27 protein-coding genes are annotated in these 26,983 nt (G+C 54.8%); 10 read left to right on the plus strand and 17 right to left on the minus strand.

Annotation, left to right across the window (positions count from 1 at the left end; translation table 11 throughout):
• Nucleotides 1–91: 91 nt before the first annotated feature.
• Both ACOTWU_RS18440 and ACOTWU_RS18445 read right to left on the minus strand, forming a co-directional pair.
• Nucleotides 92–571, minus strand: a complete 480-nt coding sequence (locus ACOTWU_RS18440) for a hypothetical protein (protein WP_063136746.1) — start codon at nt 569–571, stop codon at nt 92–94.
• Between the two features lies 1 nt (nt 572).
• Nucleotides 573–1,361: a winged helix-turn-helix domain-containing protein gene (locus ACOTWU_RS18445; protein WP_023295687.1), complete on the minus strand. Its 789-nt coding sequence runs from the start codon at nt 1,359–1,361 to the stop codon at nt 573–575.
• Between the two features lie 834 nt (nt 1,362–2,195).
• Here ACOTWU_RS18445 and ACOTWU_RS18450 point away from each other — a divergent pair.
• The 6 genes from ACOTWU_RS18450 to ACOTWU_RS18475 are packed head-to-tail and all read left to right on the plus strand — an operon-like array spanning nt 2,196 to nt 8,231.
• Nucleotides 2,196–2,798 carry a helix-turn-helix domain-containing protein gene (locus ACOTWU_RS18450; RefSeq protein ID WP_220719618.1) on the plus strand — a complete coding sequence of 201 codons (603 nt, stop codon included), beginning with the start codon at nt 2,196–2,198 and terminating at the stop codon, nt 2,796–2,798.
• Nucleotides 2,799–2,850: 52 nt separating this feature from the next.
• Entirely contained in the window at nt 2,851–3,435 is a 585-nt protein-coding gene (locus tag ACOTWU_RS18455; protein ID WP_015570069.1) for a fimbrial protein, read from the plus strand.
• A gap of 53 nt (nt 3,436–3,488) precedes the next feature.
• Entirely contained in the window at nt 3,489–4,166 is a 678-nt protein-coding gene (locus ACOTWU_RS18460) for a fimbrial biogenesis chaperone (protein WP_126498982.1), read from the plus strand.
• A gap of 23 nt (nt 4,167–4,189) precedes the next feature.
• Nucleotides 4,190–6,715 carry a fimbria/pilus outer membrane usher protein gene (locus ACOTWU_RS18465; RefSeq protein ID WP_220719620.1) on the plus strand — a complete coding sequence of 842 codons (2,526 nt, stop codon included), beginning with the start codon at nt 4,190–4,192 and terminating at the stop codon, nt 6,713–6,715.
• The gene (locus ACOTWU_RS18470; RefSeq protein WP_126498981.1) at nt 6,706–7,224 is read left to right on the plus strand and encodes a fimbrial protein; all 519 of its coding nucleotides are present in this window, start codon (nt 6,706–6,708) and stop codon (nt 7,222–7,224) included. Before ACOTWU_RS18465 ends, ACOTWU_RS18470 begins: the two co-directional genes overlap by 10 nt.
• Complete coding sequence (locus ACOTWU_RS18475; RefSeq protein ID WP_126498980.1) at nt 7,224–8,231, plus strand: fimbrial protein; 1,008 nt, start codon at nt 7,224–7,226, stop codon at nt 8,229–8,231. Before ACOTWU_RS18470 ends, ACOTWU_RS18475 begins: the two co-directional genes overlap by 1 nt.
• A 1-nt stretch (nt 8,232) precedes the next feature.
• On the opposite strand, the gene ACOTWU_RS18480 is transcribed toward ACOTWU_RS18475, so the two are convergent.
• The gene (locus tag ACOTWU_RS18480) at nt 8,233–8,757 is read right to left on the minus strand and encodes a lipocalin family protein (protein ID WP_126498979.1); all 525 of its coding nucleotides are present in this window, start codon (nt 8,755–8,757) and stop codon (nt 8,233–8,235) included.
• 117 nt (nt 8,758–8,874) lie between these two features.
• On the opposite strand from ACOTWU_RS18480, the gene ACOTWU_RS18485 reads away from it, so the two are divergent.
• The 4 genes from ACOTWU_RS18485 (at nt 8,875) to ACOTWU_RS18500 (ending at nt 12,407) form a co-directional block, all read left to right on the plus strand.
• Entirely contained in the window at nt 8,875–9,600 is a 726-nt protein-coding gene (locus tag ACOTWU_RS18485; RefSeq protein ID WP_126498978.1) for a MerR family transcriptional regulator, read from the plus strand.
• Between the two features lie 99 nt (nt 9,601–9,699).
• Entirely contained in the window at nt 9,700–10,110 is a 411-nt protein-coding gene (uraH, locus tag ACOTWU_RS18490) for a hydroxyisourate hydrolase (protein WP_022650126.1), read from the plus strand.
• Between the two features lie 102 nt (nt 10,111–10,212).
• Nucleotides 10,213–11,172 (plus strand): YbgA family protein, encoded by a 960-nt coding sequence (locus ACOTWU_RS18495; RefSeq protein ID WP_126498977.1) that lies wholly within the window; start codon nt 10,213–10,215, stop codon nt 11,170–11,172.
• A gap of 146 nt (nt 11,173–11,318) precedes the next feature.
• Complete coding sequence (locus ACOTWU_RS18500) at nt 11,319–12,407, plus strand: AAA family ATPase (RefSeq protein WP_006812462.1); 1,089 nt, start codon at nt 11,319–11,321, stop codon at nt 12,405–12,407.
• 28 nt (nt 12,408–12,435) lie between these two features.
• Here the strand turns inward: ACOTWU_RS18500 and ACOTWU_RS18505 are convergent, their stop codons facing one another.
• From ACOTWU_RS18505 to ACOTWU_RS18570, 14 genes are all read right to left on the minus strand, one after another.
• Nucleotides 12,436–13,389: a GlxA family transcriptional regulator gene (locus ACOTWU_RS18505; RefSeq protein ID WP_017383650.1), complete on the minus strand. Its 954-nt coding sequence runs from the start codon at nt 13,387–13,389 to the stop codon at nt 12,436–12,438.
• A gap of 25 nt (nt 13,390–13,414) precedes the next feature.
• Nucleotides 13,415–14,194, minus strand: a complete 780-nt coding sequence (locus tag ACOTWU_RS18510) for an MBL fold metallo-hydrolase (RefSeq protein WP_017693987.1) — start codon at nt 14,192–14,194, stop codon at nt 13,415–13,417.
• Between the two features lie 89 nt (nt 14,195–14,283).
• The gene (locus ACOTWU_RS18515; protein ID WP_017693988.1) at nt 14,284–15,534 is read right to left on the minus strand and encodes an HlyD family secretion protein; all 1,251 of its coding nucleotides are present in this window, start codon (nt 15,532–15,534) and stop codon (nt 14,284–14,286) included.
• A 6-nt stretch (nt 15,535–15,540) separates the two neighbouring features.
• On the minus strand, nt 15,541–16,290 hold the full coding sequence (locus ACOTWU_RS18520) for a hypothetical protein (RefSeq protein WP_017383653.1): 750 nt from the start codon (nt 16,288–16,290) through the stop codon (nt 15,541–15,543).
• Entirely contained in the window at nt 16,287–18,383 is a 2,097-nt protein-coding gene (locus ACOTWU_RS18525; protein WP_045339833.1) for a peptidase domain-containing ABC transporter, read from the minus strand. The genes ACOTWU_RS18520 and ACOTWU_RS18525 overlap by 4 nt, the downstream gene beginning before the upstream one ends.
• A gap of 67 nt (nt 18,384–18,450) precedes the next feature.
• Nucleotides 18,451–18,636, minus strand: coding sequence for a hypothetical protein (locus ACOTWU_RS18530; RefSeq protein WP_001196016.1), 186 nt, complete (start codon nt 18,634–18,636; stop codon nt 18,451–18,453).
• A gap of 23 nt (nt 18,637–18,659) precedes the next feature.
• Nucleotides 18,660–18,854 (minus strand): hypothetical protein, encoded by a 195-nt coding sequence (locus ACOTWU_RS18535; protein WP_000644465.1) that lies wholly within the window; start codon nt 18,852–18,854, stop codon nt 18,660–18,662.
• A 73-nt stretch (nt 18,855–18,927) separates the two neighbouring features.
• Nucleotides 18,928–19,413: a hypothetical protein gene (locus ACOTWU_RS18540; protein WP_252049361.1), complete on the minus strand. Its 486-nt coding sequence runs from the start codon at nt 19,411–19,413 to the stop codon at nt 18,928–18,930.
• Between the two features lie 174 nt (nt 19,414–19,587).
• Complete coding sequence (locus ACOTWU_RS18545) at nt 19,588–21,186, minus strand: hypothetical protein (RefSeq protein ID WP_023302845.1); 1,599 nt, start codon at nt 21,184–21,186, stop codon at nt 19,588–19,590.
• Entirely contained in the window at nt 21,164–23,758 is a 2,595-nt protein-coding gene (locus ACOTWU_RS18550) for a CS1-pili formation C-terminal domain-containing protein (protein WP_047746335.1), read from the minus strand. Before ACOTWU_RS18550 ends, ACOTWU_RS18545 begins: the two co-directional genes overlap by 23 nt.
• Nucleotides 23,759–23,764: 6 nt before the next feature.
• Nucleotides 23,765–24,442, minus strand: coding sequence for a hypothetical protein (locus tag ACOTWU_RS18555; protein ID WP_022650117.1), 678 nt, complete (start codon nt 24,440–24,442; stop codon nt 23,765–23,767).
• Between the two features lie 45 nt (nt 24,443–24,487).
• A complete protein-coding gene (locus ACOTWU_RS18560) occupies nt 24,488–25,111 on the minus strand; it encodes a common pilus major fimbrillin subunit EcpA (RefSeq protein ID WP_003860995.1) in 624 nt (207 codons plus the stop codon).
• 227 nt (nt 25,112–25,338) lie between these two features.
• Complete coding sequence (locus ACOTWU_RS18565) at nt 25,339–25,809, minus strand: hypothetical protein (protein WP_017383656.1); 471 nt, start codon at nt 25,807–25,809, stop codon at nt 25,339–25,341.
• Between the two features lie 18 nt (nt 25,810–25,827).
• A complete protein-coding gene (locus tag ACOTWU_RS18570) occupies nt 25,828–26,640 on the minus strand; it encodes a winged helix-turn-helix domain-containing protein (protein ID WP_015570087.1) in 813 nt (270 codons plus the stop codon).
• Nucleotides 26,641–26,983 lie beyond the last annotated feature (343 nt).

Genomic DNA, 26,983 nt, shown 5'->3' on the forward strand with positions numbered 1-26,983 from the left:
CTGTCGCACTTTTTATTTCTAAGGTAATCCTGATATTTTAAATCAAGCATAAATGAGACGGGAGGAAAATATAATGTTTTTCTCGTTTATATCATTCTTTTTTTGAACCACGACACACATATGTCGGTAATGTTCCTAAGGTAAAGATATAGTTACCATTATGTTGTTCATTGATCCGCATATAAATACTCTTGCCCGGATAGACAAAGAATTGCGGTTCATATTTTTCCAGCCAGCTGTCGTCGACATTATCGTCCGGGAACGTCATATTTTTTTCTGACGTCAGCAAATAGAGATGATCTTGTCTCTCCACCCGAAAGGAAATTTTCCTGTCAATGGTTTTACCCGGATCGCTCTTTGCCCGGCCATTCATGCTCAGGGTGCCGAGTTTCCCGTCGAAGGTGTAATTCAGCCAGACCGTCAGCGTCTCATCCGGATGGTGCTGTACCAGATTAGCCTGGCATGAAAAAGGCTGAACGTAAGTTCGGTGCCACAGGTAATAGCCCGTCAGCACGCCTGCGGTGACGAGGCCCGTCACGATGATATACAGCATCTGCCGAAAACGAGTCATGCTAGCTATCCTTCAGGAAATAATCAGATATACAGCGGTTCGGTTCTTTCATTGGCCGGTCGCAGCGAATAACCGACGCACGAGGAAGCAGAGCGTACCAGCTGATGTAAACCCAGGGATATTGCGCGCATTCAGCCTTGAATTGTTCCACATAGGTCAGCGCGGAAGCGCGTTCAGCGTGAGTCTGAATGTCATTCGCAAGATAAACGCGACAGGCTCCGACGGATGCCGCAAAACGGTAATCCTCAACAAAACGGTTTTCTGTGGCGTTCATATATCCCGTCACGCCTGCCCCGGCCAGGACGATCAATAGACCCATGACAACAGCCAGCCAGCGCGTGGGCTTCCTGGCAACAGGCGTTGCTGGCTCGGAGGGTGCAGAGACCTCCTCGATCGCTGGCGCCTCCACACATTGTCCCTCTGCGGGTTGAGGCGCGACGGGTGAAGACTCTCTGACGGTTATTTGCGTGTCGCTTGCCAGCGTCAACCCAATCCGCGGAATGGTAACGATAGGGTCAGTTTCAAAGCCAATCTTTTTGAGCCCTTTGCGCAGGATGGAGATGTTCTGGTAATAGGTATTGGAGGAGACAAGCATGCCGCGGCTTTGCCAGACAATATCAAGGAACTCTTGCTGAGTGACAATCGACCCCGCTCTGTCGATTAATAACAACAGGCATCGGCCTGCTGGCGAATTTAACACAACCACACGGTCAGGATTGTTGATATCACGTAACGTGCTGGCCGCAGGATGAAATTCGACGATATTATTTATAATGTAATGCTTATGCATAGGGGCAGTATGAATTCTCCGGTTAACAGATGTTGAACCTGGGTCACCGCATGTATGGGATGACATTCACGTCGGGATTAATGTGACTGATTAACGTCATGCTGTATATCTTCGCCATTGGCGAAAAATCTTAATTTATATTTCATCCCTTAAGCTTCACTGAACCTGCATAAGAACTCAACCCTTGTAGAATGCGGCTTGCAGAGCCGCTTCATCCGCGATCATCCTCATTATGATGTTTTGTGAAGTGAATTTCCGCTCCACAGAAGTATCTGACTACCGGCAGCATCTCATTTATCAGGGCCTCATCTTTTGGCGCACTCCTCGCCTCTTGACATTGACAAATATCTACATAAAAGAACATTGTACGCCACGGACATGCGTGTCTGAAATATTCAGCACTCTTAAGCCTTAAGTTTTCTCAACCTGACCAATATCAATAACTTACATGGTTTTTGTATGCTTTTAAGCCACCTTTCTATCAGTTTTTATCGATGATAACATTCGTAAATTGTTATTCCCCGTCAGCAACTTCACACCCGCACTGACACCAAAAGACAAACTCCTTACAAAACATTTATCAAAGCTAAATTTTCATTAAAAATAGCGGCTATCATAATTTACAGAAAGCGAAGCGGAATAAGACCAATCAGAGGGAAGCGTCGTAACCGGTCTCGATCTTAGTAATTAATACAATTTTACATTAATTCAGATTACCTCTTTATTGGCCGACGTATAGTAGGCCTACAGTATGCAATACGTCATTGCTTCGAGAATACTGGCGATAACCTTATAAATAATTCGCCTGATTACTATTATAAATCGAGGAATAACATGACGAACAATAGCCAAATAACACAGCATATAACTGTTGCACTGATGGGCGGCGATCATTATGCAAGAAACGGCATTAAAACGTTATTAAGCAGCATCCGCGACGACCTTCACATCATTATCATCGAAGGAGGTTATCAGGAACTGGATAAGGCGCTGTCGTCGATTCTTATCGATATCTTATTTATATCCGGCGCAGAGAAATACCATACAGGGTATGACTCACTGAAATATTTAAAAAAAATCAAAGTCACGCAGCCTGAAGTGATTATCTGCCTGTACTCAACCTCTGCCCATTCCCTGTTATGGGTCCGGGAAGATATTGATGCCTATATCTCGCTACAGAACACGGTTTATCAGTGGCGGATAAAGCTAGCAAAAATGGTCGATAGCCATTATCGGCCCCAAAAGCAGCCAGCGGCGTTATCGCTGACGCCTGGAGAAAGGAGGGTATTAAAGGAACTCAGGAACGGACTGGATATACGTTACATCGCAGAACTGGAGAAACTTTCTTATCGCCGCGTGAGCGCCTTAAAAAGCTCAGCGATAAGGAAACTCGGGCTCAGGAATAAGACAGATTTGCTGGTCTTTTTAACCAGTTAGACCTGCCGCTTTCAGAGCAAATCTCGTAATAAAAAAATCAAGGAACTATGAAATGAAAGCACGCCTTACTTGCCATTCTCTGCTGGCATTAAGCATTGCCGCCCTGCTGCCAGCGGGCTCAGCACTGGCCGCCACCACCAGCGGCGGCACGGTTAACTTCAGCGGTAAAGTGGTGACCTCCGCCTGTGCCATCAGCGCCGGTAGCGCCAATATCGACGTCGACATGGGTGAAGTGCGTACCGCCACGCTGGCTGCCGCAGGCAGTGAAGCCAGTACCGCAAAAGCCTTCTCCATCACCCTGGAAGATTGCGAAATCGCCGATACCTCCGCGTCCACGGAAGATAACCCTATTGCCGCAACGACCGTGGCTATCACCTTCACCGGTACACCGGACAGTACCGATGTGAATAGCCTGGCTGCGGGAGTAAACGGCGGCGCGGGCTCGGCGCAGCATGTCGCTATCCGTCTTTATGACGAACAGGGCAACGTCGTCAGGCTGGGTGAGCCGGCAGCAGCGATCCCCCTGCGTGCGGGGGCGAACATCCTGAACTTCAGCGCGAAATATTACTCCCCACTGGGCAACGCCACGGCGGGTGATGCCAGCGCGGTCGCCACCTACACCGTGACCTATTCGTAATCTTCAGGCCCGGTCTGCTGGCCGGGTCTGACTCAGCTTTCAGGAGACGCACTATGCGCGTAAACACATGGATTTGTCTGGCTGGCACGTTATGTTCATCCGCCGTGTACGCAGGCGGCGTGGGGTTAGGCGCAACGCGGCTGATCTACACCGGCGCGGCTACGCAGACGATGATGCAGGTAAGAAATACCCACCCTGATGCCACGTTTCTGATCCAGTCCTGGATGGAAGACGAGAAAGGGAGCCGTACCAACGACTTCGTCATCACGCCGCCGCTGTACGTCATGAAGCCCGCCAGCGAAAGCGCGGTGAAAATCATGTTCAGCGGCAACTCCCTGCCAGCCGACCGCGAAACGCTGTACTGGATGACGGTCAAAGCTATCCCACAGCAGGTTAAAAACGGTTCCGGCAATTCGCTGCAATTCGCCTCTGCCAACCGCATCAAGGTCTTTTATCGCCCGGAGCAGCTCAGGGAGGGCGCAGGGGAAGCATGGAAAAACCTTGCTGGCGCCTACCGCGCGGGCAAGGTCACGCTGACCAACCCAACGCCGTATTACCTCACCACCATTAACGTGAAAATTGATGGCAGGCCGGTGTCGCCCGTCATGGTGCCGCCGAAATCCAGCGTGACGCTGGCAGACACCTTCAGCCATGCGAGCAGCATGAGCTACCAGACGATTAACGATTATGGGGCCTGGACGCCCGTCACCCGCACGTCATTGTCCCCATAATAAAAACAGTAAGGCGTGACCACATGAAAATTAAAATCCTGTGCGCCACGGCAATCGCCCTGGTGATTCGGCAAGCCGTGGCTGCCGAAAGCGAGCTGCAATTTAATCCTGCGTTTCTCAACGGCGAGCGCGCCAACAGCGCCGATCTCGCCTGGGTCAACGCCGGGAGCGCGTTGCCGCCGGGCGAGTACAATCTTAACGTGTATATCAACACCCAGTTCGCGTTCACAGGTAACGTCACGTTTCGCGTCGCTGAAAACACCGTCGGTGAAGCCCTGCCGTGCCTTACGCCTGCGCAATTCGCCGCACTTGGCATCGACAGCCGTCAGGCTAAAGGGGGTGAGCTGCCGCCTGCGCAGCGGTGCATTTTTTTAACCCGGTCATTCGCCGATACCCGGTTTGATTTTGACCAGAGGACGCTTACCCTCAACTTCACCGTACCGCAAAGCGCGATGCGCGCTCTGCCGCGCGGGTACGTCAGCCCGGAGAGCTGGGAGTCCGGCATCCCTGCCGCGTGGCTGAACTATGTGGTCAATGGCGCGAATAATGAATACCGGGGCGAGACGCGCACGCGGGAACAACAGCTGTTTGTGAGCCTCAACAGCGGCGCCAACCTGGGCGCATGGCGGCTGCGTGATTTCACCACGTGGACCAAAGAGAGTAACGAGCTCACCCACGTCCAGACCTGGCTACAGCGGGATATCCGCGCCCTGCGTGCCCAGGTTTATGCCGGTGAAACGTTCACCTCCTCGCAGGTGTTTGACGCCGTTGGCCTGCGTGGGATTGCCCTGAAGACCGATGACAATATGTTGCCCGCCAGCCTGAGCGGTTACGCGCCTGAAGTGCGCGGCATCGCGCGCAGCAATGCCACGGTGACGGTTCGCCAGAACGGTAACGTTATCTATCAAACCTCTGTTCCGCCGGGGGCGTTTGTGCTGAAAGATCTCTATCCGACCTCTTCCGGCGGCGATCTCGCGGTCACCATTCAGGAGAGCGACGGCAGCCAGACGCAATACACCCTGCCCTTTGCCAGCGTGCCGAATCTGGTGCGTAACGGTCAGGTCAAATATGCTCTGGGGGCGGGGAAATACCGCCCTGCGGGCGATCAGATCTCGCCCTCCTTCGCACAGGGCGAACTGTTCCTGGGCTGGCGATACGGCCTCACGTTTTATGGCGGGGCGCAGTTTTCCGATCGCTACAACGGCCTGGCCTTCGGTATCGGGCAGAATCTCGGCCGCTTTGGCGCCTACTCCCTCGACCTCACCCATGCCCGCAGCCAGCTGGCTGATAATCAGCACTACACCGGTGATTCGGTGCGCCTGCGGTACAGCAAGCTGCTGAACGATATCGGTACGCGAGTCAATTTCTTCTCGCTGCGTTACTCAACGGCAGGGTTTTATACCCTCAGCGATACCACTTACAAAGGCATGGCGGGCGGCGCGCCAAAACAGACCGTGGAAGACGATGGCACCGTCACCACTCACTACGACACGGTTTACAACCTGCATATGTCGCGTAAGGCAAAAAATCAGCTGCTGTTGTCGCAGCCGATGGGCGAATACGGCGCGCTGTCACTGTCCTGGGATCAACAAACCTACTGGAATACGTCAAAAACCACGCAAAGTTTGCAGTTCGCGTGGAACGCGACGTTTCGTAACCTGTCGCTTGGCATCAGCGCCCAGCGTAGCTCTGGCCTGTACGACAACAAGAAAGACAATATCCTCGCGTTGTCCCTGTCGGTGCCGCTGGGTAACCCGGCGCTGTCGACCCGTCTCCGTTTTACCGCTACCCATGCGGATCCCGCCGGCACCACCGCCAGTACCGGTGTCAGTGGTTATCTGCCGGGACAGGAGAATCTTTTCTATAGCGTCAACCAGCGCTACAGCGCGCAGCAGCACTACGGCGGCGATGCCGCGCTGCAATACGAGGGCGCGTGGGGAGACTATAACCTGGGCTACAGCTACGCCGGTGACTCCCGCAACCTCAGCTACGGGATGAGCGGCGGTGCGGTGCTGCATGAGGATGGTCTGACGCTGAGCCAGCCGCTCGGGAACACCAATATCCTGGTAAAAGCCCCGGGCGCCAGCCATGTCTCCGTGCTCAACCACAAGGGCATCAAAACCGACAGCCGGGGCTATGCGGTGATCCCGTACGCCACGCCGTATCGCGTTAATCAGGTTGCGCTGGATGTCACCACCGTGGGCAATGACGTGGAACTTGAGAACGCCATCGCCAATAAAATCCCCACCGACGGGGCACTGGTTCGCGCCACCCTCACCACGCGTCAGGGGGCAAAAGCGATGTTTATCGTACGTCACGCTAAAGACGTGCTCCCCTTCGGCACGCTGGTCTCGTCAGAGGATGACAAAGCCAGCGGTATCGTCGGCGATGGCGGCAGCGTGTATCTGACCGGCCTGTCAGCGGAGGGAACATTGCATGCCGTATGGGGGCGCGACAGCGCCCAGCGCTGCACGATCCGCTATGCGCTGAACCCGCAGACTTATCACGCCCGCACCGGGCTTTATTCCCAGGAGGTCATATGTCAGTAAGCGTCCGGTTCCTCCCCCTGATCCTGCTGATGGTCATCGCCGTCCCCGCGCGCGGCTATGACGTGCTGGTTTCCGTGACCGGCAACGTGATCGGCAATACCTGCATTGTCTCGGAAGATTCGAAGGAGCAAAACGTGCCGCTGGGCACCCTCGGCGTGAAGCAATTTAGCGAGGCGGGGGCGGTCAGCAATATCAAAACGCCCTTCACGCTCACCCTTGAAGCGTGCGGTCCCACCTTTGCTGGCGTGAAAATCCGCTTCAGCGGTACGCCAGATGACGAGAACCCGCAGCTTCTGAAAGTCGCTGACGGCGGCGCGACCGGCGTGGCGGTGCAGATTCTGGATAAAGACAGCGTACTTATCCCGCTGGATACCCAAACCGCTGCTTACGGCGCGGCGGGGGATGACAGCGTAAAAATGACCTTCTATGCGCGACTGGCCGCCACGGGTGCGCCGGTCAATGCCGGAGACGTTTCGGCAGTGGCGACCTGGACGACGGAGTATCAATAATGCGTTTACTGTTTTTAGCCCTGTTTTTCATGACCTCTCAGGCACTTGCCCTCTCCTGGACATCGGATATCACCCTTTCGCCAACGCCCATGTCGTGGTCCGGCCCGGCAGACTCCATCGTGCCTGGAAAGACGATCGGCTCTGAATGGAGCGCCTCTGCGAGCGTCTCGGAAGTGTTCTGGTGCGGCCTGGTATTTACCTGCACCAAAGGGACGCTGGAGCCGAGCAGCAGTATAACCGCCACCGGCATCACGGTTATTCTTGATGGCGCAAATTACATGGTATTTGAAACGGGCGTGCCCGGCATCGGCTTCATTCTTGGGCTTAAAGATTATAACGGCACCACCTATGTCCCGATGCAGACGGGCATTACGCAGAGCTATCCGGCCGATGGGACAAGCGGGTACGCCACCGCACTGGGCTGGTCGGCAAAAGTGACGTTTATCAAGACCGGCGTTCCGCTGAAATCCGGCGTATACCAGACCCCGACCATTAACGCGGCGATCCTGACGGCCTATAACAACGAAGTGAAAACCGCGCAGGTGATCATCAACCCCACCACCATCACGGTGACGGCAAGCGGCTGCACGGTAGGCACAAAAAGCGCCAACGTCGACCTGGGCTCCATTGATGTTCACACGCTGCCCAGCGTAGGCAGCACCTCGCCGTCGGGAGAGTTTAACGTCAGCCTGACCTGCGATGAGAACGTGGCGGTTAACGCAGTAATGACCGATCAGACCACGCCGTCAAATACCTCGTCGGTCGTGACGCTGACCGGGGACTCCACGGCCTCCGGCATTGGCGTGCAGTTTTTCTATAACGGTACCGGGCCGCTGATGATGGGGCCGGACAGCTCGGCCGCAGGCACGACGGGACAGTTTTTCATTCAGACCACCAGCTCGGCACAAACGCTGTCCCTGCCGTTCCAGGCGCAGTACATCCGAACCGGAGACCTGGTCCCCGGTTCGGCCAACGCCCTGGCAAGCATCACCTTTTCGTATCAGTAGGTTAGTGCTTCACCCACACCAGCTGATCGACCCGGAAGCCCAGACCGCGTGCGGTGTTCAGGTAGTCCTGTTTCACCGCATCCGGAATGGTCGGGGTGCGCGATAAAATCCACAGGTAGTCACGGTTCGGGCCGCTGACCAGCGCGTACTGGTACTTATCGTCCAGCTTGATCACGTTATAGCCGCCGTAGAACGGGCCGAAGAACGATACCTTCAGCGCAGCCGTGGTCGGTTCGCCGGTAAAGTACGCCTTTCCTTCGCTCTCATTCCATTTTTTCTTCACCGGATCGTAGCCGCGGTTCAGTACGCTGATACCGTCATCGCTGCGCTTGCCATACGTCGCGGTGACCTGTTCCAGACCGCGCTCGAAGCGATTTTCCAGTCGGGCGACTTCATACCATTTGCCGAGATAGCGGCTGGCATCAAAGCCGGTAATGGGCTGCACGCCTTTCGGCGGCGTGGGAGATTTACAGGCAACCAGCGTCAGCGCAATGGCGACACCGGTAACGACAGGCCATAGCCTCATGAGAACTCCTTTCATTTACGCGGTTGGACGTTAAGTGTAGCGCACCCGTGCGGCGCTTCATCCCGTCGGGGAATATTCGTAGTATATTGAGACAACTCCTTCTCTTCGGATGCAGACATGGCTTACTCCATCGGCGAATTCGCCAGACTCAGCGGCATCACCGCCACCACGCTGCGGGCGTGGCAGCGACGCTATGGCTTGCTCAAACCCGAGCGTACGGACGGCGGTCACCGCCTGTACAGCGATGAGGACGTTCAGCAGGCGCTGAAAATCCTCGACTGGGTAAAAAAAGGCGTACCCATCGGTCAGGTAAAATCACTGCTTGAACGCCCTGTGCCGCGCCGCGCCAATAACTGGCAAACCCTGCAACAGGCCATGCTGCAAAAGTTGCAGGAGGGGAAAATTGAGTCCCTGCGTCAGATGATTTACGACGCCGGACGCGAATACCCAAGGCCAGAGCTGGTCACTAACGTGCTGCGTCCGTTGCGCAGCCAGATATCGGCCAACGTCGCCGCCGCCATGACGCTGCGTGAGATCCTCGACGGCATCCTCATCGCCTATACCTCGTTTTGTCTTGAGGGCGATAAAAAAGCGCCGGGCGATAACATCCTCGTCAGCGGCTGGCATCTGAACGACCCGTGTGAGATCTGGCTTGAAGCTCTGACGCGCACCGGCCAGGGCCACCGCATCGACATACTGCCGGTTCCCCCTGCCGCGCTGGCCCCGGAAATTGTCCCGGACCGCAAATGGCTGCTGGTCACCAGCGGTAAACTTACCGCCGCGCGGAAAAAGCAGGTTGCACAGTGGCAGCAGCAGGTTTCCCTTGAGGTGATTATCCTCTGATTATTTTCTGCTGTGGCAATCTTCACGAAAAGTTGAATATTTTTTCGCGCAGCGAGTGCTAACGTTTTCCTGTCACTGACAACTCAACAGGAAAACACGATGAAAAAGACACTCCCTCTGATGATGCTGGCTGCAATGGCTTTCGCGCCTGCCGCGTTCAGCGCCCCGGCAGGCACCCTGAGCGTTCACGTTCTGGACCAGCAAACCGGTATGCCGCCAGCGGATGTGACCGTCACGCTGGAGAAGCAGGAGCAGGATAAGTGGACCCCGATTGCCAGCGGTAAAACCGACCACGACGGGCGCATCAAATCACTCTATCCGCAGGATCAGGATATGGCGCCTGGCGTGTATAAAGTGACCTTCAAAACCGCAGACTACTTCCACGGCAAAAAGCTGGACTCCTTCTTCCCGGAAGTGCCGGTGCTGTTCACCGTCACCCGCACCAATGAAAAACTGCACATCCCGCTTCTGCTCAGCCAGTACGGTTACTCAACCTACAAGGGCAGCTGATTGCTCTTGATTTTAAAGACGATTAAAAAATAACTCCGCCAATACTTGGACAAATACGCATTGTTGTGTAACTTTTAGATATGAGATCGGGAGGTGCACACCATGACAACAAAACCTGTGCTGGGTATTAGCGGATGTTTGACCGGTTCCGCCGTTCGCTTTGACGGCGGGCATAAGCGTATGGGCTTTGTGATGGATGAGCTGGCGCAGTGGGTCGCTTTCCGTCCGGTATGCCCTGAAATGGCTATCGGCCTGCCCACGCCTCGTCCGGCGCTGCGCCTGGTGATGACCACCGACGGCGAGACAGAAATGCGGTTCAGCAAAGCGCCGCACGATGACGTCACGCAGAAGATGGCCGCATTTACGGCAGATTATCTGCCGAAAATCGGCGATCTGTCGGGTTTTATCGTCTGTGCAAAATCCCCCAGCTGCGGCATGGAGCGCGTGCGGCTGTACGACGAAAACGGCAACCGGGGCCGCAAGGAGGGTGTCGGGCTGTTCACCGCCGCCCTCCTTGAAACTTATCCCTGGCTGCCCGTCGAAGAAGACGGTCGCCTGCACGATCCGGTACTGCGGGAAAACTTTGTTGAGCGCGTTTTCGCTCTCCACGAACTGAACGTAATGCGTAAAAATGGCCTGACGCGCCGTGCTCTGCTGGACTTTCACAGCCGCTATAAGCTTCAGCTTCTGGCGCACCATCAGGCAGGCTACCGTGAAATTGGCCCGTTCGTGGCATCACTGCACGAGTGGGACGATCTGGACGCGTTTTTCGTGGCCTATCGCGACAAGCTGATGACCATCCTGAAAAAACCCGCTTCGCGGAAGAATCACACTAACGTGCTGATGCACATCCAGGGCTATTTCCGTAACCAGCTGAACAGCCGCCAGCGCGGAGAACTGCGTGATGTGATCCTGCATTACCGGGACGGGCTGCTGCCGATCCTCGCGCCGCTGACGCTGCTTAAGCATTATCTGGCTGAATACCCTGACCGGTATCTGATGACGCAAAACTACTTTGATCCCTATCCTGATGATTTGGGTCTGCGTCTGGCCGTTACCTGATAAGAAAGAAGCGAAGGCCCCATTGACCCACAGAGGCCCAAAGCTGTACCCCGTTTAGACGACACCCTCACTGTCGTCTTTTTTTTGCGCTCAGCGTAAAATACTGTAATTCTGTACAGGTTAATCGTGCACAGCGGAGTACCCCGATGATCAAAAATCTGCATATTCAAAACTACCGCTCAATTCGCGATATGTCGCTTGAGCTGGAACAGCTCAATATCGTGTTCGGCCCCAACGGCACCGGAAAATCCAATATTTATAAAGCGATTTACCTGATGCACAGCGCGGCGCAGGGGCAATTCTCCCAGGCGCTGGCAAACGAGGGCGGCATTTTGAAGGTGTTCTGGGCGGGCAAAACCCGCAGCGACCAGCTGCGACGCATGAACCTGGCGGTGGAAACGGAAACCTATGAATATGAGCTTCAGGTCGGGTTCGTGGAAAAGCTGCCCTACCCCTCACAGTTTCAGCTCGATCCGGTGATCAAAGAGGAATCTATCTGGCTGAGCGGCCAGCACCGTCGTCCGTCGTCACAGCTGATGAAGCGTAAGAACCAGGCCGTATTCCTGAACAACGTGCATCACGAAAAAGTGACCCACAGCGGTACGCTGTATGAGAACGAGTCGGTGTTCGGGCAGCTCGGTGAACCGCACCTCTACCCCGAAGTATCGCAGATGCGCGAGTCCCTGCGTAACTGGCGGTTTTATCATGAGTTTTCCGTTTCGTCCGGCTCGGCGATCCGTGCGCCGCAGGTGGGTTTCCGCTCCCCGGTGCTGGCCAGCGACGGCGCGAACCTGGCCGCCGCGTTTCAGACCATTGTCGAAATTGGCGACGAGCTGCTGCTGATGCGCATCCTCGACCAGGCCTTCCCCGGCTGCGTGTTTTACAGCGACAACACCGGCGGGCGCTTCCGCATGATGATGCAGCGCGAGGGGCTGAGCAGACCGCTGGAACCGGCAGAGTTCTCCGACGGCACGCTGCGTTTTCTGTGCCTGGCGGTGGCGCTGTTAAGCCCGCGGCCTCCCGCATTCATCGCCCTCAACGAACCGGAAAACAGCCTGCACCCGCAGATGCTGCCCGCCCTGGCAAGCCTGATTGCCGAGGCCAGCCGCTATTCGCAGATCTGGCTCACCAGCCACTCGCCGGAGCTGGCGCATTTGATTGAGAAGCACCGATCGTTTTCGCTGTATCAGCTGTCGATGGCGGAGGGGGAGACGAGGATGGAGAGGCTGGGGTAATTGCCAGGTGGCGCTACGCTTACCTGGCCTACTGGCGAGTACGAAACGTCTTGCGCCACTCCGCCGGGCTGACGCCAAAGCGCGCCTTAAACTGCTGCCGATACGTCACCGCTGATAAAAACCCCACCTGCCCGGCGACGTTTTCGATTGGCAGGTTGCCGGACTCCAGCAGGATCTGGCTGCGCCGCAGGCGCTCGGCGGTAAGCCAGTCGGCAACGCTCATGCCCGTCGCCTTGATAAAATGGCGGGTCAGCGTGCGCCGGCTCATCGACACCACTTCCGCAAGAGAGTCCAGGTTATGCGGTTCGGAAATATGCTGCTGAAGGTAGTCAATCAGACAGTTAATCCGCCCATCACGGGTATCTTTCGGCACAGGTTGCGCAATAAACTGCGCCTGCCCGCCCTCTCGGTGCGGCGGGACGATCATCCGGCGGGCAATCTGATTGGCGACGACGCTGCCAAAGCGCTGACGGATGATGTACAAACAGCAGTCGAGCGCGGCGGCGGTACCCGCCGAGGTAATCATATTGCCGTCATCCACGTAGAGGGCGTTGATATCCAGTCGGACGTCCGGAAATAGCGACTGGAACTGGCGTTCAAACTCCCAGTGTGTGGCGGCCCGTTTGCCGCTGAGTATGCCCGCATAGCCCAGCACAAATGATCCCAGACACAGCCCAACAATTTCCGCCCCGTTGTCTCTGGCCTGAACCAGGCTGTCGAGCAGCGTCTGAGGCGGGCGCTCCAGAACGTGCTGCCAGTAGGGTACAACCACAATTTCAGCCGATGCGATCGCGGAAAAATCCTGCGTCGCATGCAGGGCAAAACCGTCTTTCGAGTTCAGGAATCCCGGTTTTTCAGCGCAGATCGTGACGTTAAAGCGCTTTTCCCCGGATACCGTGTCGCCAAACAGGATGCAGGGGACGGAGTAGTGGAACGGGCTAAACCCGTCCACCGCGACAATGGCAACGTTAATAAGCGGCATCTGTCTCTCCTGTCCCCTTTAACAGTCAGAATATAACGGTTTCGCCGTCCTGGGGAATGCTCACCGCGTCACCTGCCTCGTTGGCATCAACATACTCGCGCAGCGCGCGGCGGGTCAGCAGGCAGTGGTTGAGAGCTTCCATATGGGTCGCCACGATTTTCGCCTGCGGCAGCAGGAAATGCACGTTAAGCAGATCTTCTTCCCCCATGATAATCGGCCCAAACCCAATGACATGAGCGTAACCGGCGTTGAGCACGACGATATCCGGCTGGTGCTTTTGCAGATCGGCCGCCACCGCATCGCGCCAGATGGTATCCCCTGCGATATAAAGCGTCTTCTCATCGGGATGACGGAACACCACGCCGCAGGCTTCCCCCAGAAACTCTGCCAGCTCCGGCACGGCGTAAGCGCGGTCAGTACCGTGCTGGCCGCCGTGGGTTTTCACTATCCGGATATCGCCGTACGTTGTTTCCCCGGTCATGATCGTCAGGTTGGTAAATCCCTGGCTGCGCAGCAGCGCGGCATCACTATCATTTTGCACGTAGATCGGCTTGCCTTTGGCGATCAGCTCAACGGCGTACTGATCCCAGTGATCGGCATGGGTATGGGTGACGATCACCGCGTCAGCATCCAGAAGCGTTTGAACGTCAACGGGAAGATCGACCATCGGGTTGCGAATATCAGCCCGCGCCGTGCCGGGAAAACCCGGATAAGTGCCTTTTGGCGCCAGCATTGGGTCGATTAAAAAGCGTTTTCCCGCGTAAGTGATCAGCTGGGTGGCATTGCGAATTTGCGTAATGTTCATGGGCTATCCTCCGGTTGGTATGAGAAGGAGAATAGCCCCAGGGTGCCGTTAAGAATGTGGGCTAAAGGGCGATGATCGATGAAATCGGGTCAATCGATAAACCGCTTGCGTACCCTTTCCAGCGGCGCAATCAGCAGATTGATAAGCGGCTTACGATCGATAACGATATCGGCGTTCACCGTCATTCCGCCCATCAGCATGCGCTTTTTCTTGTCCGGGTCGGTAAACCAGGAGGGGACGCGCACTTTAGCCAGGTAGTAGTTCTGCCCCTCCTGGAGCGGGATCAGCGCCGAATGGGCATCAATGTTTACCTCATAGAAATCGGACAACGTCGCCTCCACGGAACCGTATTTGTCCACGGGCCACGAGTCGAAGCGCAGCTTGACCTTATCGCCTTTCGCCACGCGCCCCACCCCCGTTGCCGGAACATACAGGTACCCCTCCATCGTCGCCGCGGTATTTTTACGGATCACCACTACCACCTCGCTATTTTGCGTAATGGCCCGGCCAGGCGGGAAGTTAATCGCCACCACGTAACCGTCGGAAGGTGCCAGCATCGCCATGGTGGAACTTCCCCGGCTGGACAGGTTGCGGTCAATTTCGCTGATACGGTTTTTCACATACAGCTGCTCTTCGCTCAGAGAGTCAATTTGCGACTGGGTGCTGTCGGTCAGGCTGGTTTTTCGTGCCTCAAGCTCAAGAATAGTGCTCTCCTCCAGCGTCAGGTTGAGCTGCGCATTGAGCACATCGTTGTGGCTTTTATCGAGATCCACTTTGGAGACATAGCCCTTCCCGGAGACGGATTTCCACGCCTCGTAGGTGTCGGTGCTGTTTTTTAACAACGCGCGCAGCTTCTTCACCTTATCGCGGGAAACGGCGATCTGCTTGTCGGTGAGAGCCAGCTGCTGCGCCAGATTTTTGCGATACGACGCAATCGAGTCCTCAATGGCCTGGATGCGCTGCTCGCTGCGCTTCTTCTCCGCTTCCATCTGCTGGCGGTCAAACTGCACCACCGAGCCCTGCTTGCCGCCATAGTCCTGCGACACGGTGAACAGCGGATCGTTTTCCTTCACGTACTGGCCCGGCCGTACGGCAAAATCCACAAGCGTACCGGACTCTCTGGCGCGGACTTCCACATCGCCCTGCGCCGGGATCAGCACCCCGCGTGCCAGCGTGGTTTCCGAAAAGTTAAAGACAATCGCAAAGACCAGCAGGCAGAGAAAAAAGGTGATGAACAAGGTCAGCACGGCTTTCAGCCGTGGCGCGTTGATGTGATAGCTTTTTGAGAAATGATGCGGGATCAGCGCCCGCCGCTGTCGGCTTCGGTTTTTTAATTTCACGATATGTCATCCATGATAAATCACTGAAAGATCGTCCCATGCACTCCAGAGCGTGGGGGTTTTGCGCAGCGCGTTCAGCGTGTCGGCGGCGGCCTGACGATAATCCTCTGGCGCATACGCCTGACTCTCCAGCCCAAACTCCACCGCATGCAGCGAACAGATCGGCAGCAGCGTTCGGACGCTGTAGCCATAGCGCGATAAAAACCGCGTTGAGACGTCCGTTAACCACGCCTTTTGATCCCCGGCCTGGGTGGAGAACAGCGGCGCATCCGGCAGGCGTTCGTCCATCAGCAGCACCGTCACCAGGCGGTGAGGGGCGAAAAACGAGCTGGCGCGTCGGCCTTCGTGCGCGGCCATCAGCTTATGCAGCGCAGGGTGACGGGTAATAAACTGAAAGCGCACATCGGCTGGCGCGGTGGCGAGCAGCGCATCCACGATCAGACCAAAGCCCGCCCAGCGCATTCCCAGAAGCAGGGTGCGAGATGAACTGTAAAACGCCTGCTCCTGCGTCCACTGCGCCACGTACGCGTGCAGATCGAAGCGGACGTTGCGCGCCCAAAGCGCGGGCGGGAAGATCTGCTCCACGAAGTTAAACCCGCTCAGCTCATGGGCGTTCTGATGCAGAAAATCAGCCGGGACATCGGTCTCCGGGCAGCGCATAAACTGGCTGTAGTTTTGCGTGATCCGGTTTGCCAGCAGCGTGCGCCCGGCCTGGCGCGCGCAGAGTCGCGCATAGAGACGCGGCAGAAACATCATTGCTCACTCTCCCGCAGGGTGCCGTTTTCCATGGTATAGAGACGCCCCTGACAGCCCACCACGTCCGGCGAGTGGGTAACAAACACCAGGCCAATCCCCAGGCTACGCAGGTTCGCCAGCACTTTCTGCGCGGTCGTTTTATCCAGGTTCGCCGTCACTTCGTCACAGAGCAGCAGCTTAGGCTGGCTGTACAGGGCGCGCGCCAGAACCAGACGCTGCATCTCCCCGGCAGAGAAAAAGGTGTTCCCCGGCAGCATCTCCGTTTCGTAGCCGTGCGGCAGCCTGGCGACGACGTGGTCCACCTCCGCCAGCCGACACGCGGCAATGACCTGCTCTTTATCCGGTGCACTGTCAAAGCAGGCGATGTTGTCCAGAATCGAGCCGGTGAAGAGAATATCGTCCGCATGGACGATGCGGATGTGCTGACGCAGCGAGGAAAGATCGCACTCCTCAATGGGGATCTTATTGATCCGCAGCGTGCCAGACGATGCCAGCAGCATGCCGGAGATCAGACGCAGCAGCGTGGTTTTTCCCGACCCGCTCTGGCCCACAATCACCGCTTCTTCGCCCTGCTTCAGGGTCATATTGATATGCTGTAGCGTGGCCTCCCGGCCAGGATAGGCAAATGAGACATCCTCAAATTGCAGACAGACCGGCGAGGTGACAATCCGCTTCCCAAACTGGCTGGTTTCAGAGGGGGCAAACAGCAGGTCGCCCACGCGATCCAGCGGCCCCTTGAGGGCATTTTTGTCCAGCAGCTTCTGCGCCACCTGCACCATGGCATCGGAAAAATAGCGCTTATAGCTGATATAGGCGTAAAGCATCCCGATGCTCATCTGCCCTTCCAGGATCAACCACGCGCCAAAGCAGACCACCAGCAGCTGCTCGGCATTGATCACCAGCAGCGAAGCCACGTCAAAGCGGGCCAGCAGCCGCTCTTTACGCATCAGCCCGGCGATGTGTTCGCGCTGGGATTTATCCATCACCGCATCCCGGGCCTGCTCCATATTGTTCGCTTTGAGCGTAATGATCCCTTTCTGCGTCTCCACCAGCAGGGATTCATACTGGGCGGTGCGCTCGATGGAGTCATCCACCGCGCGTTGATAGGGGCCGATCAGCGAAAAGCGGATCAGGAAAAACACGCCCATCAGCAGCATCGTCAGCAGCGCAATTTTGACGTTATACAGCAGCATAAACAGCAGGCTGGTGACGGCGATCAGGCTGGAAAAGAGAATTTGCACGTAACCATTGCTGATGAACTCCGCGCAGGCGTGGAGCGATTTTTCAATGGCCAGCACGATGCCCGGCGGGCGCGAGCGGAACCAGCTGGTCTGGGTGCGCAGCATGTAGTGGCGCACGGACTGGCTTAAATCGTCATAGGCAATGTTACGCATCAGGATCTCAAGCAACTGCTTGAGGAATTTACCGATGACTTCAAAGATAAAGACGATAGCGAAGATCGCGGTGAGCAGGATCACCAGATCGCTGTCGCTGCGGGAAATGGCCTCATCCATAATCAGCTGCACGTAGGTGGGGCTTGCCAGCATGGTGATGAGGGTAAAAATACAGAGCACAAACAGCAGCAGCTGGCGCTGGAACAGGCTCGGGGATTTATTGGCTAACCGGCCAAGCGTGAGCTTTTCATCCGGGGATTTCTTTTTGAAGCACGGCGTGGGCTTAAGCTCAAGCACATAGCCGGAAAAGAGTTTTTCCGCCTCTTTCAGGCGGTAACGACGCACGCCGCTGGCCGGGTCGTGAACGGTCACGCTGCGGCTGTCGATCTTCACGATGACCACGAAATGGTTGCCGCGCCAGAAGGCGATGAGCGGCAGCTCAGACGTTTCTATTTCAGTGATTTCGCCTTTAAGCACCCGGCCAGACATATTTTTATCGCTGGCAAGGGTCATCAATTCCGCCATTGAGGTTCCCGCATCGGCGGAAACGGAAATCTCCCGGCGCAGCTGGCTGACGGAGACATGGTGGTCGTAGTGCCCCAACACCATCGCCAGGCAGGCCAGTCCACATTCGGTAAATTCATGCTGGCGAATAACAGGGGTCTTACCCTGTTTTTTATACTGAAAGAGCGAAAACATAATGATCCGTGGCTGAAATAAAAAAATGGCCCGGCAATGCGGGCCATGCGTACAACGTGCTTCTCGCTTAGGCGCTGAAGAAACCGCCGATGAAGCCGCCCACCAGGCCGAATACGCCGCCGATGGTGCCGCCCAGCGCGCCTAACATCTGGCTGCCCGCGTTATAGCCCGCGCTTGCGCCCTGAATAGCGGCAGCAAACGGATCCCAACCACCGATGATGGCCTGTGCTTTTTTGAAATCGATAACTTGCATAATACTTTTCCTGTTAACGTGAATTAGTTGTAGCTACCAACCAGCGCGCCCAGGAAGCCCATTGCGCCACCCAGAACTCCGCCAACCACACCGCCAACCATGCCCATGATGCTGGCGCCAGTGTCGTAACCCAGCTGTGCACCTTTAACCAGACCAGCGAACGGGTTTAACGCGCCGCCAATAATGTCTTTCGCTTCTGTGAATGAAATCGCTTTCATTTTTATCTCCTGTAGTGATGGATCTTTAGCATGATGCTAAAGGCTAATTTCCTTTTATGAAGGAAAGCGGTTGCTACGGGCAGGTGGTCAGCGGAATGATTTTATTGCCATAAATAATCATTCGCCTTGCAGCCTGCCCGGCATTATCTATTTCCAGCCGTTGCCCCGGCGGAATATATTTTGAATTGTTGTATTGCGTACTGCACCCGACCGAGGAAATATATTTAAAATAGGTATTCCCGGTATTACTCACCACCCCGTTGCTAAACGCATAATCAAAATGTCGTGTCCATGGACGGACAATCAAAATAGCCTCAAGCGAGACCACCACATCCGACTGGATGCGCTGGCCTTTGCGCGTGATAACCTTTGCCTGGAGCGGCGTCTCGGTGAATTTTACGCGATAGTATCGCTCTTTGTTGTCATGCGGGCCGGTATAATAAAATTTAAAACCCGCGCGTTCACCGCTCCCCAGCGTTAATTGCTTAGGCGAATACATGACTTCGCCGTCTTTTATTTCGGTTTCTTTTCCCTTCTCTTTAGGAACGTCTACCTGCATAAGCGAAACGGTATAATTCTGACGCTCGCTGGTATCGTTTTATATCGGCTGAAAAACAACTTCTCTTTCGGGAAGAAAATCAATATTCAGACTTTCGATAATTAAAGCATTTGCCCCTGTGGAAATGAAGCAATTTATTGCAAAAATAGCCAGGAATTTTCCAGTCATGGTTGATTAATTCCAGGATGCGCTAACATCTATTCTTCCCTGCGCGGTCACTTCGCCAAACCAGCTATTTCCGTCATAGGTGGTTTTCGATACCGGATTATCCATAACGAACTGGAGGATCAGCGGCGTTTTCCAGAGCCACATATCGGTCACGCCGGAACTCATTTTGTCCCACTCTTCCGCATGGGTGGCCGGCGCCGGGATCGACAGTACTTCGCCTTTACAGTTGTGCGCCATCAGCGTCTGGCTTTTCCCCACCAGCACGTTACCCGGAATGGGAACCGTGAAGCCGTTGCCGCTAAAGGCGCAGTAGTCCACCCCATTCAGGCTTTGGGTAGGCCCGGTGACTTTTACCGTGACCGCAATCGCCGCATCTTTTTGCGCCCCGCTGTAGGTGATGGTGTAGGGGATCTCAATGGGCGCTTCGCCGATAATGCCTTTCCCGGAGCCGCCCAGACCGTCAGGATCGAGGGTGTAATCCGGGTTGTCTGGCACAATCTCCAGCCCGGGCTCGATAGGGTTAATCACCAGGCCGCCCCCCGGCTGGAAGCAGAAATCCGCCGCCAGCGAGCTGTTGCCGGGCGTCAGACACAGGCTGACGATATTGCCAATGTTGCTGCCGTCCCCCGCCTGCGCCACGCTCAGAATTAACGCTTTCGGCAAAAAGATTTTAAGGGACGCTTTGCCGCCGTTTTTCTGCGGCGCTGCAAGGAAGGTGTTCGCCAGGACACGCGTATCGCTCAGGATACCGCCGGAGATACTGTACCAGGTGTTTTCATCGAAGGTCAGCTCGGCGGCAAGCCCGGTGCCGCCGCTCATGTGCGATTGCAGCACGCTGTTGACGCGGGAAGAGGTTAGCGCCAGCCCCCCGTTGTAACCGGAGATATCCTCCCCAACAAACGTGTATTCGAGCAGGTCGCACAGGACGCCAGAGACCGTGTTGCGGGTGTATTTGGTGCAGGTGGCCCCCGTTGATCCATCGACAATCGTCACCTCACCGCTGATCGGGTCAATCCCCAGGTTAAGCGCCCTGGCGTTGGTCATGGTCAGCGTGCCCACCTTGTGAAGCGTATTGGTGGTGGTCACTTTGTTGATGGAGCTGATTTGCGGCGTGGAGGTGATGGTCACTTCATCCCCTGGCGCGGCGTTGAGCAGATAGTTAAAGAACGGATCGCCCAGTACCCAGCGCCCGTATGACGTGCCGGGCTCCATCACCGGCGGCTTAACCACCATCGACGTGTCGGTATAGCTGGTCGTCGGGGTGTACCCCGTGTTGCCGCAGGACGAGGAACACGCCGTCCCTTTGAAGAACGGAGAGGCGCTGGAACCGGTCACCGAAAAGTCGATGGTCAGCGCGCTGCCTGCCGGACCGCTGTAGCTGTTGTCCGGGATGTAAGTGGCGATACCGTTATTCGTTTTCGCACTCAGGGTCGGCCACTCGCGCGAACCGTGTAAAAACGCGGTCGACGTGCTGTTCAGACTAAACAGCCCCGCGCTGTTTCCCGTACCGTTATTGTCCGGGTTATTAATGGCGAAATAGGGCAGCTCCTGCGCCTGGGCCGCCGCGCTCATCAGCAGTAAATTAAGAGCGAATATCTTTTTCATCGTCACGTTCCTGCGTTCCTTTTGCTTCCTGCCAGACGAAATCGCCTTTGTCGCAGGAGATGTCCCCGAGCCACAGCGCACCGCGGTTAGACTCAATGTCCAGGCGCACTTCGCAGACGCTGTCGTCCGGCGTGGCGATACTCAGGACAGGGTTGTTCTTATCAACGTCGATCACGAAGCGTCCGTCGTTTTCCGTCCGGGTCAGCCCAACGTGGTTTTTGATCTGCATGGCGCCAACCGGGGCCCCGTTTGCATCCACAAGACGACCAAACAGGGTGACGATTTTCTTCACCTGCGGCTTCATCACCACGGTATTGCCCGGATAAACCGTGATATGGCGACGCGCATTCGCGCCAATCTCATAGCTTTCCGTACCGGTTTCACTGTTCATCACTTCCAGGTCATAAGCCTGGTATGCCGGCAGCGACAGCCAGGTTTTATCCCCTTTGATGCGTTCTGCCCGGCCGTTAAGCTTCAGGGTCAGCGCTTCATCAGATTTGAGACCGGTACTGACAATCACCCCTGCGCTTTCGGTGCCTTTCCCGGCGGCGATGGCCTCTTTGGACCAGCCCACGCTGCCGTCACTGGTCAGCGTGGAGTTCCAGCCTTTACTCATGCCGCTCTGGACGCTGAGGATGTTGCTGTTCCACGGCGTGTCGAAGTTCACGCTGCCGCCGCCGCTTACGCTGCGATCCTGGCGGCTGTTAAAGGCTTTCGAGACGTTGGCGGTAGCCGATTTCAGGTAATCGCCCTCAAACTGGCGGCTGGCACTGACGTTCAACGCCGTGCCGGTATCGCGATTGTGGGAAACGCCAACCGACACGGTATTGCCGAGCGGTATGGCGAAATCGAGCATTACGTAACGATCTTTCTCTTCGTAATACCCGTCGTATTTGTTGCGCGACATCCCCACCCGCAGGCGCGCCGTACCGTAGCGACCGGCGTATAACCCCTGGGAGTAGTCCAGCTGATAGCGTTTATAGCGATAGAGGTCGTCCTCCTGGCGCATCAGGCTCAGGTTGCCCGCCGAGGGCAGGCCGAATGACGGCAGGCTAAAGGAAGCGCCCCAGGTGTTGCCCTTGCTCTCATAGATATCCAGGAATTTGCCGCTGGAGAGCTGTTCATGGGAGTACCAAACCGAACCGATCTGCCACGGCAGGCTGAGATTCGCCCCATAGTTGGCGCGATACGTTCCGTCGGAGGCGGCCATGGTCTGGGTATTCACCGAGAAATAGCCCGTCAGGTTCAGGGAGGCCCACAGCTCGCTGACGATGTGTTCCCGCATCATGTATGTAGAGGCGTTCCAGTCGACCATCCCGCTGCGCTTGCTGAACGAGGCCCCCACCAGCGACATGGTGTCTTTATGTTTGGTGTCGTAATCGTAGTAGTAGGTGTTGTCCTGCTCGTTTTTGCGTTTCGCGTATTTTTTATAATTGACGACGGATTTATCGCGGCTATACATCCCGCCCCACATCTGCCAGCGCAGCGTTTCCGACACGTTGCTGGAGAACGGCTTATTCACGGTGTACATGCTGCGCGACACGGTGCGGCTTCCGCTCACCACTTCAACTTCGACGCTGTAGATCCCGTAGGGCAGGCTGCTGGTGTCAATTTCATGGTTGCCGACGTCAAAGCGCTGAATGCCGATAAGCTGCCCGTCACGGCGAATACGGGCCTCGCCCGCCGTGGGGAAATAGACCACCACCGGCGTCAGAGAGAGCGTGTTGTCGCGCTTGCGGGAGTTGGCCTGGTTGCCCATGGAAACGCCGTAGACTTCCCCGCCGGAAATCCCGCTGACGCTCGCCAGAGACTGCATCGCCCAGCCGTTCAGCATGCCCGCGGCGTAGCGCATCCCCTGATAGTCGCGCTCCCACATAACCGCGTTCATCTGGGTATCGCTGCTGCTCTCGTTGACGTAGCCAGAGCCGTCGATCAGCACATGATCGACGCCCATTGAGATCCAGTTTCTCGCGTTCAGATAGCCCGACGACCAGCTGTCACCGTAGCCGCTCTCGGTGTGATACGCCCCGAGGTTGTAGGAGAACGTGCCGCTCAGGTCGTCAGACTCCGGCGCATCAATGTCCACCTCACGCGGGCGAATATTCACCCCGTAGTCGCTCTGCGACAGATTCAGCAACAGGCGCATTTTTTTCTGATCCAGTTCGAACGCCGAACCCGCGCTAACCGGAATACGCATCTGGTCATCAAACTGCTTATCGTTAATGCTTTGCAGTAACGCCCGCATCTCTTTTGACAGACGAATGCCGTTATCAGACTCCTGGACCTGAACATCCCTCAGCCCCAGCTTCAGATCTTTTGCAAAGAGCGTCACGTCACCGATACGAACATATTCGTTCGCCGTGCCTTCGTGGTTCCCTTGTTGTGCTGAGTGTGGACGCGTATTTACCAGATAGACGGGAATTTTGATCCCCTGCTCCAGCAGTGCATAAAGCGAGTCGGGAAAACGGTAATTAGCGATAACCACGGAGCTTGAGGCTGCATGCGCAAGCGCGGGCAGCGTGCCGGATGCGCAAGCCATCATCACCGGCAACACTAATTTATTTTTCACCATGCATCCTTACTTAACAGGAATGAACTGTTTCAGGTCCCATATTCCGAGATGAAAATGGTTATCCGTAACGTTGATATCCTCGATAGCGCGCGAGGTCTCTGGCATCAGGTAGAAGTTTTTGCTACACGGCGTGCCGGGGGATTCCGGATTCGGCTTCAGGCAGGTCCCGGTCGCATTGACGCGAAACGAGGTGTTCCCTTTATTGGTTATTTTTCCCGCCACATAGACGAAATCAATCTTCTTATCCCGGGGCTGAACCACCAGAATGGTGCTCACCACCGCACGCGTCATCCCGGTGCCGTTTTTTGGCGAACCGCTGTCCACCTCTTCGCTTACCCCTTCATCCGTGAAGGTAATGCGGTAGTAACGCTCTTTGTTATCGGCGTTCCCGTGATAGTAAAATTTGACGATATTGCTGGTACCGGCGGGCATTACCATGCGCGTGGGCGTCAGCAACAGTTCGTCCACTTTCTCCGGATTAATGACGATCCCTTCATCCATTGGGCTGCTGATCCGCTGTGCGCGAACAGAAACAATACGCACGCTGTCTGCTTCGTTTTTTATTTCCTTGGCGGTGGAGTCAGCATCCGCAGAAATAATGGTGGTGACTTTTCCCACATTAATGGCCAGCGCGGAGGAAGAGATAAATAATAAAAATAAGAAGGCGGATTTGAGGTTAAACATGCTATTTCCCTAAACAGGGGCTTGCGCCCCTGGATCGATCAGGCCTTAGCCCCAGGTTGCGCGGAACGCAACAGACACGGTCCCTTCCCACAGGCTGTTGGTCAGGTCTTTGAACTCTTTCGCAGTACCCGCGTTGTCCTGAGCGGAGTCAACGTAGAAGACGAATTTGTCCTGGCCGGTAATTTCGGTATCTGCCGCCGCGCCTGCGCTGGTGGTCAGGTTCCACAGGCCAGAAGAGACGCCGGTGTTAGAAGAAGAATCAACCAGCGTGGTCCATGCGGTCGATTTCGCCCCCACGGTGCCACCGATAGAGCCCAGGTCGTTACCGCCCCAACGCGCACCCACTTTCAGCTTGGTCGCTTCACCACCCACGCTGAACAGCGTGTTGTTTGAATCGTCGAGGATAGCTTCGAGTTTGAAGCTGGTCGCCGTAGAGTGATCGCCACGGATAGCCACATCAAACAGACCGGTATCGGTGTTGAAAGATTTGGTATTGGCGCTGTAAACGAAGTTCAAAGCACGCGTTGGCGTAACAACCAGATCGGATTCGCTGTCTTTGGTCGCGGTTGCCTGCCAGGTGGCAGAAGCCGTCGTTTCAGCTGCATTAACTGCGCTCAGGGCAGAAACAGACAGCAGGGAGCCCAGAACGATAGCGTTCAGTTTGTTCATTTATTTAGTCCTTCAAAAAAGAATCCACGTGTATAAAAAGGGGAGCCCCTTTTTCGAGGCGGAGTATAGACAGCCGCAAAATAACGAGGCAATACAGAAAAATTCACTCGACGGAGAGTAACAATAAAAATATAAATAAATTTCTCGTATCTTATTGTTACGTATTGAGTAAATTACTCAATTTCCCGAGTAATAGATAAATATCGATTTTTCAATAAAGAGAAATATCAGGACGTCGGGACAGCCACACACATCATTACAGGCAACACCAGCCCCTTAATTAACCACGCATGTTTTTTTACGCTGGTAATATAGAAGAAGTTGATATTATCAAGTAACATTTCGTTTACAACGCCATCCGGCGCCGCATCATCTTCAGATTTATTCAGCTTTTTATCCTTAATATAAAAGATATTGCTGCCGTCGACCTTTTCCACGCTGAGCGTGTAATTTCTGTCAATCAGGTAGCTTTTGCCCTCTTTCTTGAGTACGCCTTTATGAATAACCGTCACAACATCTTTGTTGTTAAACAGGAAAAGCGTGGTTAGCGACATATCGGTTGACTCACCCGTGGAATAGGTTTTCCAGGAAATGGTATCTGACTGGCAGCCAAACCCCTCATCCTGCGTTCTGGTAAAATAGACCCATAACAACGCGATGACAGACAGCGCCAGTACGATACTGAACAGTACACTCATTTTAGTCCTTGACATATTTTAACTCCCGGTCAGGCTTCTGTAAGAAATGCAGTTCTTATAATCGTCGATACTGTCCTGCTGATAACAGATGGCCAGGAAATAATTTTCTATCTGCGACTTTTTAAACCTGGAATAGTAAGCATCTGCAACCTGATGTTGACAGTCGATATGTTGACTGGCGATGACCTCTTTTACGTGATTAAAGTAGTGCTGTCGCGGCTGATACATATTCTTATCGATCAGGTATATCGTACACCTGTCCACTTTACCGAGCAGATGCATATCAGAATCTTTCAGGCTCTCGGCATAGGAATCCCGCTGGTGCAACAGTAAAACAGCGGTGCCGGTAACAATAATCAGTAATAACGTGCAGAGAGAAATAAAGAGTCTGTGCAGCGATATTATTTGTTTAGGCGGATCGGCATCTTTCTTATGCGCTAGCGTATCGAATGCTTCAGAGGCAGATTCTTCGCTAAGCGTTGAAATAACCGGCGGCCTGACCGTGTGGTGTTCAATATGCGCGGCAAGGCTAAATCCCTTGCCACGTATCGTTTTTATCAGTAAAGGGTCGCAGCCTAATGTACGAAATGCTTTTCTGATTTCACTTATGGCAACATTCAGACTCACCGAAGAACCAGAGAAACCATGATCCTCCCAGACCTTCTTTATCAGGTCGTCTCTGTCGAGTGTTTTACCATTATTGATGATAAGTTCATAAAGCAGACGACCCGCCTGGTTAGATAACTTAATGGATGACTCTTCCTCTCCATTAATCATGATCATACCGGTGTCGACTTCATAAAGCATTGTAAGATCAATGAGATACTTCATATTATTATTACGCCATTGTTAAATTTTTGTGCATTTGCCAGGCAATAATAAGTCTAAAGTTTGTGTGGTCAAGTCGCGTGATATTAATTGAGAGATGAATTCATAAAGCTTCATTAATTAACGATTATTAAAGCATTAATAAAAATCTTCGAACCAACGCATTTAGGTTAAAACATTAAAAAAAACATACTGACAAGATTATAATCTTAAACTTTAGAAGTTGTTGGAATAATGTTTTGTTATGTACTTTGGCTTTGTTGAATAAATCAGATTTCGGGTAAGTCTCCCCCGTAGCGGGTTGTGTTTTCAGGCAATACGCACGCTTTCAGGCATACCTGCTTTC

The sequence above is a fragment of the Enterobacter cloacae complex sp. GYL001 genome (assembly GCF_049237125.1).
Taxonomy (GTDB): Bacteria; Pseudomonadota; Gammaproteobacteria; order Enterobacterales; family Enterobacteriaceae; genus Enterobacter; species Enterobacter hormaechei_C.

Coding starts and splice junctions, on each gene's coding strand:
- ACOTWU_RS18440 (WP_063136746.1), bottom strand. CDS start 571: ATGACTCGTTTTCGGCAGATGCTGTATATCATCGTGACGGGCCTCGTC.
- ACOTWU_RS18445 (WP_023295687.1), bottom strand. CDS start 1,361: ATGCATAAGCATTACATTATAAATAATATCGTCGAATTTCATCCTGCG.
- ACOTWU_RS18450 (WP_220719618.1), top strand. CDS start 2,196: ATGACGAACAATAGCCAAATAACACAGCATATAACTGTTGCACTGATG.
- ACOTWU_RS18455 (WP_015570069.1), top strand. CDS start 2,851: ATGAAAGCACGCCTTACTTGCCATTCTCTGCTGGCATTAAGCATTGCC.
- ACOTWU_RS18460 (WP_126498982.1), top strand. CDS start 3,489: ATGCGCGTAAACACATGGATTTGTCTGGCTGGCACGTTATGTTCATCC.
- ACOTWU_RS18465 (WP_220719620.1), top strand. CDS start 4,190: ATGAAAATTAAAATCCTGTGCGCCACGGCAATCGCCCTGGTGATTCGG.
- ACOTWU_RS18470 (WP_126498981.1), top strand. CDS start 6,706: ATGTCAGTAAGCGTCCGGTTCCTCCCCCTGATCCTGCTGATGGTCATC.
- ACOTWU_RS18475 (WP_126498980.1), top strand. CDS start 7,224: ATGCGTTTACTGTTTTTAGCCCTGTTTTTCATGACCTCTCAGGCACTT.
- ACOTWU_RS18480 (WP_126498979.1), bottom strand. CDS start 8,757: ATGAGGCTATGGCCTGTCGTTACCGGTGTCGCCATTGCGCTGACGCTG.
- ACOTWU_RS18485 (WP_126498978.1), top strand. CDS start 8,875: ATGGCTTACTCCATCGGCGAATTCGCCAGACTCAGCGGCATCACCGCC.
- uraH (WP_022650126.1), top strand. CDS start 9,700: ATGAAAAAGACACTCCCTCTGATGATGCTGGCTGCAATGGCTTTCGCG.
- ACOTWU_RS18495 (WP_126498977.1), top strand. CDS start 10,213: ATGACAACAAAACCTGTGCTGGGTATTAGCGGATGTTTGACCGGTTCC.
- ACOTWU_RS18500 (WP_006812462.1), top strand. CDS start 11,319: ATGATCAAAAATCTGCATATTCAAAACTACCGCTCAATTCGCGATATG.
- ACOTWU_RS18505 (WP_017383650.1), bottom strand. CDS start 13,389: ATGCCGCTTATTAACGTTGCCATTGTCGCGGTGGACGGGTTTAGCCCG.
- ACOTWU_RS18510 (WP_017693987.1), bottom strand. CDS start 14,194: ATGAACATTACGCAAATTCGCAATGCCACCCAGCTGATCACTTACGCG.
- ACOTWU_RS18520 (WP_017383653.1), bottom strand. CDS start 16,290: ATGATGTTTCTGCCGCGTCTCTATGCGCGACTCTGCGCGCGCCAGGCC.
- ACOTWU_RS18525 (WP_045339833.1), bottom strand. CDS start 18,383: ATGTTTTCGCTCTTTCAGTATAAAAAACAGGGTAAGACCCCTGTTATT.
- ACOTWU_RS18530 (WP_001196016.1), bottom strand. CDS start 18,636: ATGCAAGTTATCGATTTCAAAAAAGCACAGGCCATCATCGGTGGTTGG.
- ACOTWU_RS18535 (WP_000644465.1), bottom strand. CDS start 18,854: ATGAAAGCGATTTCATTCACAGAAGCGAAAGACATTATTGGCGGCGCG.
- ACOTWU_RS18540 (WP_252049361.1), bottom strand. CDS start 19,413: ATGCAGGTAGACGTTCCTAAAGAGAAGGGAAAAGAAACCGAAATAAAA.
- ACOTWU_RS18545 (WP_023302845.1), bottom strand. CDS start 21,186: ATGAAAAAGATATTCGCTCTTAATTTACTGCTGATGAGCGCGGCGGCC.
- ACOTWU_RS18550 (WP_047746335.1), bottom strand. CDS start 23,758: ATGGTGAAAAATAAATTAGTGTTGCCGGTGATGATGGCTTGCGCATCC.
- ACOTWU_RS18555 (WP_022650117.1), bottom strand. CDS start 24,442: ATGTTTAACCTCAAATCCGCCTTCTTATTTTTATTATTTATCTCTTCC.
- ACOTWU_RS18560 (WP_003860995.1), bottom strand. CDS start 25,111: ATGAACAAACTGAACGCTATCGTTCTGGGCTCCCTGCTGTCTGTTTCT.
- ACOTWU_RS18565 (WP_017383656.1), bottom strand. CDS start 25,809: ATGAGTGTACTGTTCAGTATCGTACTGGCGCTGTCTGTCATCGCGTTG.
- ACOTWU_RS18570 (WP_015570087.1), bottom strand. CDS start 26,640: ATGAAGTATCTCATTGATCTTACAATGCTTTATGAAGTCGACACCGGT.